13 protein-coding genes are annotated in these 15,977 nt (G+C 62.4%); all 13 read left to right on the top strand.

Going from position 1 to position 15,977, the window contains the following annotated elements; all coding sequences use genetic code 11:
• Window positions 1–133 precede the first annotated feature (133 nt).
• The 13 genes from coaD to AC6H34_RS23505 all read left to right on the top strand — a co-directional run bounded on the left by coaD (window position 134) and on the right by AC6H34_RS23505 (window position 15,883).
• The gene (coaD, locus tag AC6H34_RS23445; protein ID WP_448147338.1) at window positions 134–652 is read left to right on the top strand and encodes a pantetheine-phosphate adenylyltransferase; all 519 of its coding nucleotides are present in this window, start codon (window positions 134–136) and stop codon (window positions 650–652) included.
• A gap of 48 nt (window positions 653–700) precedes the next feature.
• Window positions 701–1,252 carry a peptidylprolyl isomerase gene (locus tag AC6H34_RS23450; RefSeq protein WP_448147343.1) on the top strand — a complete coding sequence of 184 codons (552 nt, stop codon included), beginning with the start codon at window positions 701–703 and terminating at the stop codon, window positions 1,250–1,252.
• Between the two features lie 50 nt (window positions 1,253–1,302).
• Window positions 1,303–1,773 carry a peptidylprolyl isomerase gene (locus AC6H34_RS23455; protein ID WP_448147344.1) on the top strand — a complete coding sequence of 157 codons (471 nt, stop codon included), beginning with the start codon at window positions 1,303–1,305 and terminating at the stop codon, window positions 1,771–1,773.
• 68 nt (window positions 1,774–1,841) lie between these two features.
• Window positions 1,842–2,903 carry a tRNA preQ1(34) S-adenosylmethionine ribosyltransferase-isomerase QueA gene (gene queA / locus AC6H34_RS23460; RefSeq protein ID WP_448147345.1) on the top strand — a complete coding sequence of 354 codons (1,062 nt, stop codon included), beginning with the start codon at window positions 1,842–1,844 and terminating at the stop codon, window positions 2,901–2,903.
• Window positions 2,897–4,045, top strand: coding sequence for a tRNA guanosine(34) transglycosylase Tgt (tgt, locus tag AC6H34_RS23465; protein ID WP_497540401.1), 1,149 nt, complete (start codon window positions 2,897–2,899; stop codon window positions 4,043–4,045). The genes queA and tgt overlap by 7 nt, the downstream gene beginning before the upstream one ends.
• 492 nt (window positions 4,046–4,537) lie before the next feature.
• A complete protein-coding gene (locus AC6H34_RS23470; protein WP_497540402.1) occupies window positions 4,538–6,271 on the top strand; it encodes an ABC transporter permease in 1,734 nt (577 codons plus the stop codon).
• Window positions 6,272–6,301: 30 nt separating this feature from the next.
• Window positions 6,302–7,612: an ABC transporter ATP-binding protein gene (locus AC6H34_RS23475; protein WP_448147348.1), complete on the top strand. Its 1,311-nt coding sequence runs from the start codon at window positions 6,302–6,304 to the stop codon at window positions 7,610–7,612.
• A gap of 146 nt (window positions 7,613–7,758) precedes the next feature.
• Window positions 7,759–8,034, top strand: a complete 276-nt coding sequence (locus tag AC6H34_RS23480; RefSeq protein WP_448147349.1) for a metal/formaldehyde-sensitive transcriptional repressor — start codon at window positions 7,759–7,761, stop codon at window positions 8,032–8,034.
• The gene (dmeF, locus tag AC6H34_RS23485) at window positions 8,031–9,257 is read left to right on the top strand and encodes a CDF family Co(II)/Ni(II) efflux transporter DmeF (RefSeq protein ID WP_497540403.1); all 1,227 of its coding nucleotides are present in this window, start codon (window positions 8,031–8,033) and stop codon (window positions 9,255–9,257) included. Before AC6H34_RS23480 ends, dmeF begins: the two co-directional genes overlap by 4 nt.
• Before the next feature lie 114 nt (window positions 9,258–9,371).
• Entirely contained in the window at window positions 9,372–10,316 is a 945-nt protein-coding gene (gene msrP / locus AC6H34_RS23490; RefSeq protein WP_497540404.1) for a protein-methionine-sulfoxide reductase catalytic subunit MsrP, read from the top strand.
• A complete protein-coding gene (msrQ, locus tag AC6H34_RS23495; RefSeq protein ID WP_497540405.1) occupies window positions 10,316–10,972 on the top strand; it encodes a protein-methionine-sulfoxide reductase heme-binding subunit MsrQ in 657 nt (218 codons plus the stop codon). Before msrP ends, msrQ begins: the two co-directional genes overlap by 1 nt.
• Window positions 10,973–11,594: 622 nt before the next feature.
• Complete coding sequence (locus tag AC6H34_RS23500) at window positions 11,595–13,799, top strand: mechanosensitive ion channel domain-containing protein (protein WP_497540406.1); 2,205 nt, start codon at window positions 11,595–11,597, stop codon at window positions 13,797–13,799.
• A 290-nt stretch (window positions 13,800–14,089) separates the two neighbouring features.
• The gene (locus tag AC6H34_RS23505; RefSeq protein WP_497540407.1) at window positions 14,090–15,883 is read left to right on the top strand and encodes an ABC transporter ATP-binding protein; all 1,794 of its coding nucleotides are present in this window, start codon (window positions 14,090–14,092) and stop codon (window positions 15,881–15,883) included.
• Window positions 15,884–15,977: the final 94 nt, after the last annotated feature.

Below are 15,977 nucleotides of genomic sequence, written 5' to 3' on the forward strand. Positions count from 1 at the left end.
CAACCCGCGTAAAGGTTCCACATGTCGGCGAACAAAACAGGAAGGCAGAAATCCCGACCGTTGTTTCAAGTGTATCAGAATGGGATTTTCTGCGAGCCTATACGTTCGGTTTAAGCCTTTAGACGAGAGTGTGATGAACTCAGTGAATTACGGCCCCCGAACGGCGTTCTACGCCGGTTCCTTCGACCCTCTGACCAATGGCCATGTGGATGTGATCCGGCACGCCGCAGCCATCGCCGATCGCCTTGTCGTGGCCATCGGGGTGCATCCGGGCAAGACGCCCCTGTTCTCGGCTGAGGACCGTGCGGAGATGATCCGCGAGGACTGCGGTCCGGTCATCGGGCTGGACCGCCTGGAAGTCGTCACCTTCGACGATCTTGCAGTGGATGCGGCTCGCCGCGTCGGGGCCACCTTGCTGATCCGCGGCCTGCGGGACGGTACCGACCTCGACTACGAAATGCAGATGGCGGGAATGAACGCGGCGCTTGCGCCGACGGTGCAAACCGTGTTTCTGCCGTCCTCGCCGATCGTGCGCCCTATCACCGCCACGCTTGTGCGCCAGATCGCGGCAATGGGCGGCGATGTTTCCGGATTCGTACCGGCCGGCGCCTTGCGACGTCTCCAAGCCCGATTTGCCAAACGGGCCCCGTAACGGCATCTCCCCACCGGGGGAGCCGCAGATATCCGAGGGAGAAACTCCTTGATACGCTTTCTTTCCGCCCTGGCCGTATTGATCGGCCTCTTCACGGTCGCGCCCGCGCAGGCTGCGCAAGCCGATTCCAATACCATCTATCTCGATACCGCCTATGGCCGTGCCGTCATCAAGCTGCGGCCGGACCTCGCCCCGCATCACGCCGAGCAGATCAAGACGCTGGTGAAGCGCGGATTCTACAACGGCATCGTCTTTCATCGCGTGATCGACGGCTTCATGGCCCAGACCGGCGATCCGACGGGTACGGGTACCGGCGGTTCCGACCTTCCCGATCTCAAGGCGGAATTCACCAACAAGGCCAAGTTTGTTCGCGGCACCGTGGGCATGGCCCGCTCTTCCGATCCGAATTCAGCCAACTCGCAGTTCTTCATCATGTATGCGCCCCAGTCGAGCCTCGACGGCCAGTATACGATCGTCGGCGAGGTGGTCTCGGGTATGGAAGCCATCGATAAGCTGAAGAAGGGCGACGAGGCAGACAACGGCATGGTCACCAATCCCGACAAGATCGTGAAGATGCAACTGGCGCCTCCCGGCAAGTAACACTATCTACCCATCATTCGATTTTGCCTTACTCAGAAAGGAGCGTGCCTATGGCCGCCGATCCCGAAAACACGATCGTCATGGAAACCACCAAGGGCCGCGTGGTGATCGAACTGCGTCCCGATCTCGCCCCCCAGCATGTCGATCGCATCAAGCTCCTCGCCCGCGAGAAGTTCTATGACGGCATCGTTTTCCATCGCGTGATCGATGGGTTCATGGCACAGGCCGGCTGCCCCGACGGCCGCGGCACGGGCGGCTCCAAGCATCCCAACCTGCCCGCGGAGTTCAACAACGAGCCGCATGTTCGCGGCATCTGCTCGATGGCCCGGTCCTCGATGCCGAATTCCGCCAACTCGCAGTTCTTCATCGTGTTCGACAACGCCACCTTCCTCGACCGCCAATACACCGTCTGGGGCAAGGTCGTCGAAGGCATGGAGAACATCGACAAGATCAAGCGCGGCGAGCCGGTGGTGAACCCCGACAAGATCGTCTCCATGCGTGTCCTCGGCGACGCCGCCTGACGCTTTCGTCTATGGAAACAACCAACGCATCACCGGCTTCGGCCGGTGATGCCGTTTGAGGGGCCCCGATGCGCGTATCGGATTTCGACTTTCATCTGCCGTCGGAGAATATCGCGCTGCGTCCCGCGGAGCCGCGCGACAGCGCGCGACTGCTGATGGTCGATCCAGCCGCGGGCGGACGTTTCTCCGACCACATCGTACGCGATCTGCCGCGGTTGCTGCGGGCGGGCGATGCCCTGGTCTTCAACGACACCAGGGTCATTCCCGCACGCCTCGATGGTGTTCGCCGCCGCCCCGGCGGGACAGGAGCCGCCATCGAGGCAATGCTGCATCAGCGGACCGCTCCGGCGCGCTGGAGAGCGTTTGCGCGGCCCGGCAAGCGCCTCGCCGTGGATGATACCATAGAGTTCGGCGAGGCGCTCTCGGCCGAAGTCGAGGAAAAGGGGGAGGGAGGCGAGGTGACGCTCCGCTTCAACCTGGCGGGCCCGGACCTCGATATCGCGATTGCGACCGTCGGCCATATTCCGTTGCCGCCTTACATTGCTTCCAAGCGTGCCGAGGACCAGCGAGACCGGCAGGATTACCAGACGGTCTATGCCCGGTCCGATGGTGCGGTCGCTGCGCCGACTGCGGGCCTGCATTTCACGCCGCAACTGCTTCAGGCGCTCGATGCGGCCGGGATAACCCGACATTTCGTCACGCTGCATGTGGGTGCCGGTACCTTCCTGCCGGTGAAGGGCGAGGAGATTTCCGAACATAGGATGCATGCTGAATTCGGCGTCATCTCGGGCGACACCGCCGCAGCCCTCAACCAGACGCGCCGACGCGGTGGGCGGATCGTCGCGGTCGGTACCACTTCGCTCCGCCTCCTCGAGAGCGCCGCGGACGGGGACGGCGCGATCCTTCCCTTCTCCGACGAGACGTCTATCTTCATAACGCCCGGCTATCGCTTCCGTACCGCCGATGCCCTGATGACCAACTTCCACCTGCCGCGCTCGACGCTGATGATGCTGGTTTCGGCCTTCGCCGGCTACGACGTGATAAAGGCGGCCTATGCCTACGCGATCGCCCAGGGCTACCGTTTCTATTCCTATGGCGATTCCAGTCTGCTATGGCGGGCGCCATGCTGAAGACACAGACTGATGCCGCCGCCGTTTCATTCTCCATCCACGCCACCGAAGGGGCTGCCCGCACCGGCGCCCTTCACCTGGGACGTGGGTCCGTCCGCACGCCCGCCTTCATGCCGGTTGGTACAGCCGGTACCGTAAAGGCCATGTATGTGGACCAGGTGAAGGAACTCGGCGCCGATATCATTCTCGGCAACACCTATCATCTAATGCTCCGGCCGGGCGCCGAACGGGTCGCGGCTCTCGGCGGCCTGCATGAATTCTCGCGCTGGCAGGGACCGATCCTCACCGATTCCGGTGGCTTTCAGGTGATGTCGCTGTCGGGCCTGCGCAAGCTGGACAAGGATGGCGTGACCTTCAAGAGCCACATCGACGGTTCCTCGCACCGACTGACTCCGGAACGTTCCGTCGAGATCCAGACGCTGCTCGATTCAGATATCATCATGCAGCTCGACGAATGCGTGCGCCTGCCTTCGACGCGCTCCGACATCGAGCGCGCCATGCGGCTGTCGCTCGATTGGGCGGAACGGTCCAAGCGCGCTTTCGGCACCCAGCCCGGCAAGGCGATCTTCGGGATCGTGCAGGGGGGCGATATCCCGGACCTGCGCATCGCCTCAGCCAATGCGCTGGCGCAGATGGACTTTCCTGGCTACGCCGTCGGCGGGCTTGCCGTCGGCGAGCCGCAAGCGGTGATGCTGGCCATGATCGAGACGGTCGCGCCCTGCCTGCCCGCCGACCGGCCCCGGTATCTCATGGGAGTCGGGACGCCGGACGATCTGATCGAGAGCGTGTCGCGCGGCATCGACATGTTCGACTGCGTCATGCCGACGCGGGCGGGGCGTCATGGCCTCGCTTACTCCCGTTTTGGAAAGATCAACCTGAAGAATGCCCGTCATGCGCAGGATCATCGCCCGCTCGACGAGGCTTCTTCATGCCCCGCCGCGCGCGACTACAGCCGCGCCTATCTGCATCATCTCACCCGCGCCAACGAGATCCTGGGCATGATGCTGCTCACCTGGATCAACCTTTCCTACTACCAGGACCTGATGGCGGGCATGCGTGCGGCCATCGCGGAAGGCCGTTTCGCGGACTTCAAGGCCGGGACGAAGGAGGGTTGGGCGAGGGGAGATATCCCAGCGCTCTGAAGGGCATCGCCCGACACGCGACCTGGCCGAAGAAGATCGTCGGGACAGGGGAGCATCACGCATCCTTTCGGCCGTGGCGTGTGGCCTCGTTGCCACCCTCTCCGGCGATTTGTTTCCGTGCAAGGCGGCAGCAATACAACCGCAATCAATTGCCATAAAAAGGCCACACCGGGGGTAGCAAAGCGGTAATCGGTGTTGCGTTGCAGCACCTCTCCATAACCCACATGAAACGGACCATGGGCAGTAGCACCTCTGGCAGATGCGCGCCGGCAAAGGCCGGCCTGCAGCAGCCATACGCGAACATGACCAGGCACGGCGCACGCCGTGACGGGAGCTTGGCTGCGCCCTAGCGCCGCTCTTCCGCACGCTTGCCCGCGCCGCAATGGTGAAGGATGGCAAGCGATGAAGAGCCTTCTCGACACGCCGGTGCAACCGGCACGTACCTACAGCCTCTCATTCCCCCAGGCGATCGCCCGGCTTGGAGTTTGAGGCATGATCCTGCAGAAATTCGCACCACCCGCGGTCGGCCGTTCCCTGCTTCCCGGCTTCTGGGACCTCGTGGCGCTGTTGCTGGTCATCGGGGCCATCGTGATGATGGCCTACGGGGCCCGCGTTACCACAGCGCCGCTTTCGACGCTCGATGCAACCCCGCTTTCGCTCGATCCGGCCAACCTGCCGGTCTACGCGGTCAGGACCATGCTGCGCATGCTTCTGGCGATCGTATTCTCGCTGATCTTCACCTTCGTCTACGCAGCTCTTGCCGCCAAGAGCCGGCGGGCCGAGATGGTTCTGATACCGATACTCGACATCCTGCAGTCGGTGCCGATCCTCGGCTTCCTCACCTTCACGGTAACCTTCTTCCTCAACCTGTTTCCGGGCAGCGTGCTGGGAGCCGAGCTTGCCTCGGTGTTCGCCATCTTCACCAGCCAGGCCTGGAACATGACCTTCAGCATGTACCAGTCGATCAGAAGCCAGCCGAAGGACCTGGATGAGGCCACACGCTCCTTCCATCTGAACGGCTGGCACAGATTCTGGCGGCTCGACGTGCCCTTCGCCATGCCAGGCCTCGTGTGGAACGCCATGATGTCGATGTCGGGGGGCTGGTTCTTCGTCGTGGCCTCGGAGGCGATCACGGTGGGCAACACCACCATGACACTGCCGGGCGTCGGCTCCTATGTCGCGCTGGCGATCAAGCAGCAGGACATTACCGCGGTGGTCTACGCGGTCGTCGCGATGCTGGTGGTGATCATTCTCTACGATCAATTGCTCTTTCGCCCGCTGGTAGCCTGGGCCGACAAGTTCCGCTTCGAAACCACGGCCTCCGGGGTAGAGCCGACATCCTGGGTGCTCGACCTTTTCCGGCGCGCCCGTGTCACGCGCGTGCTCGCTACGCCCGTCGAAGCCGTGGCCCGGCTGATCTGGAATCTTCGCTGGCCTGAGCGGCGGAATCGATCTCCGCGCACGCACAACGAGGCGGTCTCCCGCACCATCGACGCAGCCTGGTTCTGCCTGATCGTGCTGGTTGCCGCCTACACCGGCTATGTCGTCATCGCCTATCTCGCCCAGAGCCTTACTTGGGGCGACGTCGCCATCGCTGCAGGCGACGGCTGCCTGACCTTGCTGCGCGTCATCGTCCTGATGGCCATCGCCACGCTGATCTGGGTTCCCGTCGGGGTCTGGATAGGGCTGCGGCCGGCTCTTGCCGAGAAGATCCAGCCGCTGGCGCAGTTCCTCGCGGCCTTCCCGGCCAACATCGCCTTTCCGATCTTCGTGGTGCTGATCGTGCATTTCGGGCTGAGCCCCAATATCTGGCTCAGCCCGCTGATGATCCTGGGAACGCAGTGGTACATCCTCTTCAATGTGATCGCCGGCGCGAGCGCCTTTCCCAGTGACCTCAAGGAGGCGGCTCGCAGCTTCCACATCAGCGGCTGGCGCTGGTGGCTGAAGGTGATCCTGCCCGGCATCTTTCCCTATTACGTCACCGGGGCGATCACGGCGTCCGGAGGCTCGTGGAATGCCAGCATCGTCGCCGAAGTGGCGAGCTGGGGCGATACGCAGCTCACCGCCACCGGCCTGGGTTCCTACATCGCCAATGCCACCACGGCGGGCGACACGCCCCGGGTCGTGCTCGGCATCGCTGTGATGTGCATCTTTGTCACCCTGTTCAACCGCCTGCTCTGGCGCCCGCTCTACACGTTCGGCGAACGCAGGCTCCGTCTCGGCTGATCTCATCGCGTCGTTGAAAGGACTATCGTCATGCTTCAGGAAATCACGACGGCGCCGCTCGTCGATATCCGCAAGGTCGCGCGCTCCTTCAAGAAGGGCAGCGGCAACGATGTGATGGTGCTCGACAATGTCGATCTCACCATCAGGGAAGGGGAGATCGTCGGCCTGCTCGGCCGTTCCGGTTCCGGCAAGTCCACTCTGTTGCGCATCATCGCCGGGCTGATCGAACCCTCCTCCGGCCAGGCGACCTGCCGGGGAGAACCGATCGCAGGGCCGCCCTCCGGCATCGCCATGGTCTTCCAGTCCTTCGCGCTGTTCCCCTGGCTCACTGTCTTGCAGAATGTAGAACTGGGACTCGAGGCGCAGAATGTCGACCGCGCCGAGCGCCGTAAGCGCGCACTGGCGGCCATCGACCTCATCGGCCTCGACGGTTTCGAGAACGCCTTCCCGAAGGAGCTTTCAGGTGGCATGCGCCAGCGGGTAGGCTTCGCGCGGGCCCTCGTGGTGCATCCCGACCTTCTCCTGATGGACGAACCCTTCTCGGCTCTCGATGTGCTCACCGCCGAGACGCTTCGAACCGACATGATCGACCTGTGGATGGAAGGTCGGCTGCCGATGAAGTCGGTCCTGATCGTCACCCACAACATCGAGGAGGCGGTACTGATGTGCGACCGCATTCTGGTATTCTCCTCCAATCCCGGCCGCGTGGCGCAGGAATTGAAGGTGGACCTGCCCCACCCGCGCAATCGGCTCGATCCGATGTTCCGGCAATTGGTCGACAACATCTACGCCCGCATGACGCAGCGGGCGGAGCCGCGCGCGCAGGCGGCAGAAGGCATTCCCGGTACAGGCATCGGCATGTTCCTGCATCCCGTGTCCACCAACGTGATGGCTGGCCTGCTCGAAGCCGTCGCGGGCTCGCCCTATGACGGCCGGGCCGATCTGCCGGATCTCGCAGCAAGCCTGCAGCTCGAAGCCGACGAGCTCTTTCATCTTGGTGAGACGCTGCAGCTGCTGCGCTTCGCCGCCATGAGTGAAGGCGACCTGGTGCTGACCGAAGCCGGCAAGCGCTTCGCCACTTTGGAGACGGATGCTCGAAAGCGGCTCTTTGCCGAACACCTCATCACCTATGTGCCCCTGATAGGCCTCGTACGCCGGGTGCTTGACGAACGCCCCAGCCATGCGGCTCCGGCGGCCCGTTTCAGAAACGAACTGGAGGACCACATGAGCGAGGGCTATGCCGAGGAGACTCTGGCAGCCGCCATCGCCTGGGGACGTTACGGCGAGGTGTTCTCCTATGACGAGCAGTCGGAAACTTTCAGCCTGGAAAACCCCCAATAGGAAAGCGGCCGAGTGGCGGCCATTGATGGACGCCACTCGGCATTACGTCGTGACCGTATGACATGGCTGCCTTGCGAGGGCTCCCGAAGCCTTGCCCGACGTCCATATTGAGGATACCCTACCCCCCTATGCTATAGAGAGGCGCCATGAGTCACACCATCAAGGAAAAGGCCAAGCTCCTGGCACGCATCCGGCGTATAAAGGGGCAGGTCGAGGCTATCGAGCGAGCGCTCGACAGCGAACTCGGCTGTGATCCCGTCATGCACATGCTGGCAGGCGTCCGGGGATCCATCGCCGGCATGATGGCCGAGGTAATCGAAGATCACATCCGCGACCACATCATCGCTCCCGAACAGGGCGAGGTCGCGAGCCGCGAAGCGGCCGAACATCTCATCGACGTCGTGAGGAGCTATCTCAAATGATATCGCCAGTCAGCGCGCCGAACGGGCACAGCCATGTTTTCCTCGGGGCCGACCATGAACGGAATGAACGCCGTACCTGGGCGGTGATCGTGCTCTGCCTCGTCATGATGGGCGTCGAGATCGCCGGCGGGGCGATCTACGGCTCGATCGCCCTGATGGCTGACGGCCTGCATATGTCTACTCACGCCGGAGCCTTGCTGCTGACGGCGCTCGCCTACGGCTATGCCCGCAAGCACGCCTTCGATCGGCGTTTCACCTTCGGGACCGGCAAACTCGGCGATCTTGCCGGTTATACCAGTGCCATCATCCTAGCCATGATCGCCGTTCTCATCGGATACGAGGCCGCGGTGCGGCTGCTGCATCCCGTTGCGATCGACTACGCGCAGGCGATCGCGATTGCCGTCGTCGGCCTGGCGGTAAACGTCGCCAGCGTGTGGCTGCTGGGGGGAGGGCACCATCATGGCCATGGACACGAGGAAGGCCATGGTCATCATCATGACGAGACGAGGCAACTCGCCCTTGCAAACGGGATGGTCGAGCTCTCCATCTTCGAGGAGGGCGTACCGCCACGCTTCCGCCTGCAGGCGGAGGGGGGAGGGGTGATGGAACCTCGAACGGCGACGATCGAGACCCAGCGTGCCGATGGCGGCAGGCAGCGTTTCGAGATGGAGGCCATCGAGGGGTACCTCCAGTCGGTCGACGCAATTCCGGAACCGCATGATTTCACCGTGCATATCCGCATCGGGGAGGAGGAACGCAGTGCCGTCTATGTCGAGCATGCCCATCCAGGCGCGCACGGCGACAACAACATGCGCTCTGCGGTAGCCCATGTGCTTGCCGATGCGGCCGTCTCCGTGCTGGTGATCATCGGCCTTCTGTTCGGGCGCTTCCTGGGCTGGAACTGGATGGACCCGGTGGCGGGCCTCGTCGGCGCGGGCGTGATCCTCAGCTGGTCCTACACGCTGATCCGCGATACCGGCGGCATCTTGATGGACATGATGCCGGACAGCCGGCTCGCGGAGGCCATCCGCACTGCCATCGAGCGCGACGGCGACAAGGTTTCGGATCTGCATGTCTGGAGGCTCGGTCCCGGGCATCTCGGTGCCATTCTCTCCGTATCGAGCCGCAAGCAGCATGAGCCGCGCTACTATCACGACAAGCTTCTTGGCTTTCCTTCCCTGTCCCATGTCACAGTGGAGGTGCAGCCGCTGAAGGGTGCCTGATCACGATGCTCCTCACGCAGAACGTGCAAAGTTTGACGCGATCGTGAGAAACAGAGCGAGTGCGCCGCGCGTATAAGGTTGTGAAGGTTCACGGCCCAGCCGCGAGAGGACATCATGCTTATCCGCCACGCTCCCGACCTCACTGAAGCGCATGTGACGCCAAGGGAGGCCTATCTGGATCGCCGCAGCTTCCTCCTCGGCAGTGCCGGAGGGGCGATCACGGTTGGCCTGGGAGGCGCCGTCGCCAACGCCGCGCCCCTCTCAGGCGCCAAGAGCCAGTATTCCACGATCGATAAGCCGACGAACCTCGAAGACATCACCGGCTACAACAATTTCTACGAATTCGGCACGGACAAGGGCGATCCGGCAGCCTACGCCGGCAAACTCACCACCAGCCCCTGGAGCATCAAGATCGACGGCCTCGTCAGCAAGCCGGCGACCTATGCGCTGGAGGATTTCGTCAAGCCCCATGGCCTGGAGGAGCGCATCTATCGCCACCGCTGCGTCGAAGCCTGGTCCATGGTGATTCCCTGGCTGGGCTTTCAGCTCAGCGACGCACTCAAGCGGGCCGAGCCCCTGTCCGGCGCCAAATACGTCGCCTTCGAGACGCTCGTGCGCCCTTCGGAGATGCCCGGACAGGCCGCCTATTTTCCGGCGCTGGAGTGGCCCTATGTCGAAGGCCTTCGGCTGGACGAAGCGATGAATCCGCTGACCATCCTCGCCGTAGGCCTGTATGGCGAGACGTTGCCGAACCAGAACGGCGCACCGATACGGCTGGTGGTGCCATGGAAATACGGTTTCAAGGGGATCAAGTCGATCGTACGCATCTCCCTTGTGGATAAGCAGCCGCCGACGTCCTGGAACAAGGAGAACGCCAACGAGTATGGCTTCTATTCCAACGTCAATCCGGAGGTCGACCATCCGCGCTGGAGCCAGGCGAGCGAACGGCGCATCGGGGCTGGCTTGCTGGCCGGCCGCCAGCCCACGCTGATGTTCAACGGCTACGCCGAGCAGGTCGCCTCCATGTATACGGGAATGGACCTGAAGGCGAACTTCTGATGAGCGCACCCGTCCAGGCCGGCAAGGTTACGCGCATCTCCTGGCAGCCGCTGATCCGGTCGATGGTCTATGTCGTCGGTATGCTGCCGGCAGCGTGGCTGTTCTATCTCGCCTTTACCGATCGGATCGGGGCCGACCCAGTGGCCCAGCTCGAATGGGGCCTCGGTCTCTGGGGCCTGCGTTTCCTCATTCTCACGCTCTCCATCACGCCGCTTCGACAGATTTTCAGGGTCAATCTGCTCCGGTACAGAAGGGCCTTGGGGCTCGTCGCATTCTATTATGTGATGCTGCACCTCGGGGTGTGGCTCTGGTTCGATCGCGGCCTCGATCTGCACGCCGTGCTCATCGACATCCTGCGCAGGCCTTATATCACCATCGGCATGGCAGCCTTCGCGATCCTCGTGCCGCTGGCGCTTACATCGAACAACTGGTCGATCCGCAGGATGGGCGGCAAGGCCTGGGCCAAGCTGCACAAGCTGGTTTATCTCGCCGTCGCACTCGGTGCGCTGCACTTCATCATGATCAAGAAGGTGTGGCTGGCGGAGCCGCTGGTCTATGCGGCGATCGTGATGGTGTTGCTGGTATTCCGGATCGTTTGGCCGATGGTCGCCGGAAACACGTCCAGGGCGCGCCGGATGAAGGATAGTCGGACCTAGAGCGTTTTGTGTTTTGACGGAATCGGCAAAACGCAAAGACGCGTCGAAAAACAAAGAGTTAGAGAAAAGCGGCGTTTCTACCTAGACGCGCTTTGCTCTAGGGATAAGAGGCCATGTGCTGGTCATCGGCGAAGCCGGCATTCACACTGCCGGGGAGGATATGTTCATCCTTCTTGCAGGGGTGGTACATGCGAGTTGCCGGAAAGTAGTGCAAGATCAGTGCGGCAAAGTCATATTGTGACAAAGTGATCAATTTGTACAATATCATCGAGGGCTTCTGATATAATTACACTCTTGAGCAATTTATTTGAATCCATTATGCGTTTAAGTCGTAAGAATTCCTGAAATATAACTTCATATGTTTCGGATCTTGATGCGATGGCTTGGCGAGGCATGCGTTCATCCTCAGTACGACCCGCGAGTCGGTTCTGTTGGTGATGATGTGATTGCCGTTCCGGATGTTCGTAAGCATTCATGAGAATAGATACGCCGTCCAATATTCTTGTGAGGGTCCTGGATTTGAGCGTTGTCTTCGCGACTTCATTGTCGTGCTTGCCCAGGAGAATGCGCCGCCTCCCGCTGTCGCCGACCCGCCATGTCTTGGCCTGGTGAGGAGGTCCTCGTGAAGACATGGACGCAGTCAAGACGGCTCTGGTCACTTGCCGGCCTCGCCCTTGCTCTCCTGACCCTTGTCCTGCTGGCGATTTCGCTGACATCCCATGTGCCGGATCAGGTTGCTTCCGCGCAATCGCCGCCAGCAGAGACGGCGGGCGCTTCCCCTTCCGCCGCTGCCAATATCGTCAAGGTCGGCCTGAAGCTCCAGGCGCTCGGGCCACCGGATACCGCAGCCGAGACATTCCCTGCGGTGTTCGATCTCTGGTTCGTCGCGACCAAGCCGTTCGATGCGACCGGAATGACGTTCGTGGATGCCACGGCGCCCATCCGGCTCGATAAACCCGTGACGATCCGCACCACCGGGGATCAGGTCTATCAGCTCTATCGTGTGAGCGGCACATTCCGCTATCGCCCGAGTGTCGACGACCTTTTCACCAACCGGCTGGCACTGCGTGTTGCCCTGCTCAGCACCGGAACTGCTCGTTCGGAGCTGGTTCTGGTTCCCGACCGCGCGGGGTCGCAGCTCGTGCCGGAGGAGTCGAAGGTCTCGCAACCAGGTATCGGTGGCGGAGACTGGAGGATCTCGGGGACATGGCTTGGCGAAACGGCGGTCGACCGGGCGACGCTTGGCGACCCCGGCTTTGCGACCGCGCAGATCAGCCATTCCCAGCTCGTTGCGAGCTTCAGCCTCGTGCAGAGGACGGGTTTTGTCGAGAAAGCACGGCGCTTGGTCCCTCCGATGCTGGCCATACCTCTCGCCATCGTGATGGCAGGGTTGCTGGCAGTTACCGTCCTTTACGCCCGTGGCGCGCGATCACAAGTACCCCTGCGTTTCGTCGTCGGCCTTGGTTCCGCCACCCTTCTGCTCGCTGCGATCGAAAGCGGGCTTGCCGCCAACGCTTCTGCCGTTTTCGACGTGCCGCAAGCGCGTATTGCCCGTACCGTGATTGAAGGCTGCTGGCTGGCCCTCGTTGCCGCCTGGCTTATCGGGCTGCTGCCATTCGTCGTCTGGGGACCCCTAGAACGCCGCACCGGAACGCCGCCGTCCACGCTGGAACGCGCCGGCGTGAACGTGGTCATCATGCTGGCATTGGGGCTGGTGTTCCTGTCGTCGGTCCTGAAGCTCTCGGCGGTTTCCATTGGCGCGACATCGGGTTTGCTCACTCTCATCCTCGGCTTCACGTTGCAGAGCATCATCCTCGATCTGTTCTCGGGCGTTCTGCTCAACGTGGAAAAACCGTTCAGATTGTTGAACTGGATCACCGTGGATACAGGCGGAGCCGGTGTATTCGGGCAGGTCCGCAACATGAACTGGCGGACGACGCAGCTCCAAACCCGAGACAACAATCTCGTATCGGTGCCCAACAGCATCGTCGCGAAGTCGAGCGTGGTCAATCACGCCAATCCGTCGCCGTTCTCACGTGCAAAATTCGAGCTCGTACTCGGTCCCTGGGTGCCGACTGCCTTCGCCCGGCAGGTGATGAAGACAGGAGCGATGCGTTCTGCCGGGACAGGACTGATCCTCGATCAACCCGAACCGAGCGTCGTCGTGACGGGGATCGAGGATTACGGCATCCGCTACAGGATTCTCTTCTACGTCAATCTCAACATCGGTTCGGATTCGGCGACCTTGAACAGCGTTGCCGAGAATGTGCTGGCTGCGCTGGCGGAAGCGGACATCCAACTCGCGTTTCGGCACGATACTCCGGAGCCGCGCAGGGATAACTTGCCGCACCCGGCTTCGGTGGGCGGCCCGGCGCCCGCTCAGCAAGACGCAGAGAAGGGCGAGCCTGCCCGCTCACCGCTCAGCCCGAACGAGATCGAACTGGTGCGCGCCAGCTGGGCAGCGTCCCGGAAGTCTCATGAGGAAATCGTGGCACTGTTCTATAGCCGGCTCTTCAGCGAGGCGCCTTCACTACGTCCATTGTTCCGCACCGACGCCAAGACCCAGCGCACCAAATTCCTGGCCATGCTGGCAGTGTTCGTGAAGGCGGCTGACCAGTTGGAAACGTTGAGGGATACCCTTACGGAATTCGGACTGCGGCATCAGACATACGGGGCCCTGCCCGAGCACTTCGAACTCCTCGGTGACGCCCTGTTCTGGACGCTTGAGCAGCAGCTGGGCGAGGCCTTCGATGAGGCAACGAGAGCAGCGTGGATCAAGCTCTACAGGGCGGTCACCGACATGATGAAGAGCGGCTTGCAGGCGTAGCCCGATCTGCCCCGGGCAAGTGGGTTCTCTAAATTCCTGGTTGCTTTAGCGTAAAACCGCCTCTATCTTGCGGTTTCCGGCCACCACCAACGAGGGAGGATTGCATGATGTCATCGATAATTCTCCGTCGTACGCCGCGCGTTCGACCTTACGAGAATATGGCACGCTGCTAGGCGGCGTCTCTTCTCTCCGAACGGCCCGTTGGGCTCCATTTCCCAGATAGAACCAGCAACGCGCATTTTGGCGTGTCTTGCTTCCGGAGACGGTGCCGAATGGCGCCGGATGTGATCATGACTCTTTTGAGCCGACGAGCGGGCCGACACCCGATGGCTGCCGTGCTAGCCTTCGCCTTCAGGAACTGGAGAGGGCATGGGATCATCGTGGCGGGCATCGTCTTTGCCGTCGCGGTGGCCACCATCAGCGAGGTGGTCATCCCGATCTTTGCTGGCCGAATGGTCGATGCCGTGACGGTCGGCGTCGAGAGGTCCAGCCAGGCCTGGTGGGCTTTGGCCGCCATGCTGCTTCTCGCGGCGTTGGCCGTTGGCTGCCGGCAGGCATTCTTCTACGGCATCACCGTTCTGACCACGCGGGTGATGAGCTTCGTGGCACGCGATGCTTTCGCGCGCCTGCAGCGTTTTTCGACCGACTGGCATGCCAACAATTTCGCAGGCTCGACAGTCCGCCGCATCACGCGCGGCATGTGGGCGCTCGACATGCTGCACGATACGCTGCTCGTCGCTATCCTGCCCTCCATCCTCGTCTTGCTGGGCTCGACCCTGGTGCTGGCGACCGTCTGGCCGATGCTGGGACTGGTCGTACTCGTCGGCTCTATCGGCTTCGTGACGATGACGGTGTTCCTTTCGGTCAACTATGTCGCCCCCGCTGCGCGCCTCGCCAATAGCTGGGATACGCGGGTGGGCGGTGCCCTGGCTGATGCCATCACCTGCAATGCCGTCGTCAAGGCGTTCGGCGCGGAGACGCGCGAGGACGAAAGGCTTGCGGTCATTCTCGGGAAGTGGCGCTCGCGCACGACGCGGACCTGGATCCGGGGCACCAATGCCGGCACCGCGCAGAATGTCTTCCTGCTGCTGTTGCGGGCGGTCGTGCTCGCCTTCGTCCTGCTCCTCTGGATGCAAGGTCAGGCAGGCGCCGGCGACGTGGCCCTGGTATTGACGAGCTACGCCATCGTGCATGGGTACCTGCGTGACATCGGCATGCACATCCATAACCTGCAGCGCTCGGTCAACGACATGGAGGAACTCGTGGCCTTCTACGAGCAGCCGATGGGCGTCCACGACAAGGCCGGTGCGCCCCCCGCTGCCATCCTGGCCGGTCATATCGCGTTCGAGCATGTGACCTTCCACTATGGCGGCCACGCTGAGCCGCTGTATCACGATTTCTCGGTCGAAATCGCGGCAGGAGAAAAGATCGGACTTGTGGGCCGCTCCGGCTCCGGCAAGACGACCTTCGTCAAGCTGATCCAGCGCCTCTACGATGTGAACGCCGGCAGTATCGTCATCGACGGGCAGGACATCGCCGAGGTAACCCAGGCGAGCCTGCGTGCGGGTATCGCCATCGTGCAGCAGGAGCCGATCCTCTTCCACCGTTCGCTGGCCGAGAACATCGCCTATGGGCGTCCCGGTGCAACCCGCGAGGAGATCGAGCAGGCGGCGCGGCTTGCCAATGCGCATGACTTCATCTCGGCACTGCCGAAGGGTTATGCGACGCTTGTCGGCGAACGCGGCGTGAAGCTGTCGGGCGGTGAGCGCCAGCGTGTGGCTCTCGCACGCGCCTTTCTGGCGGATGCGCCGATCCTGATCCTGGACGAGGCCACATCGAGCCTGGATTCGGAGTCCGAGCACCTGATCCAGGAGGCGATGGAGCGCCTGATGGCGGGACGTACGACCATCATAATCGCGCACCGGCTGTCGACGGTCCAGGCGATGGACCGCATCCTCGTCTTCGACAAGGGGCGGATCGTGGAGGAGGGGGATCACGCTAGCCTGATCCGCGATATGGACGGCATCTATCGTGCCCTGTTCGAGCGTCAGGCCCTCGAATTGGCGAAGGGCTGGGCAGCCTAGGCTGGGCGAGCGAACGTCGCTGCCGCGACGATCGCGACGTCCATCTCTTGAAATATCCGTAATCGAGAGGGCGCTCCGGTGCCCTCTCGCAGGA

The sequence above is a fragment of the Labrys sp. ALF-8 genome, from assembly GCF_059699065.1.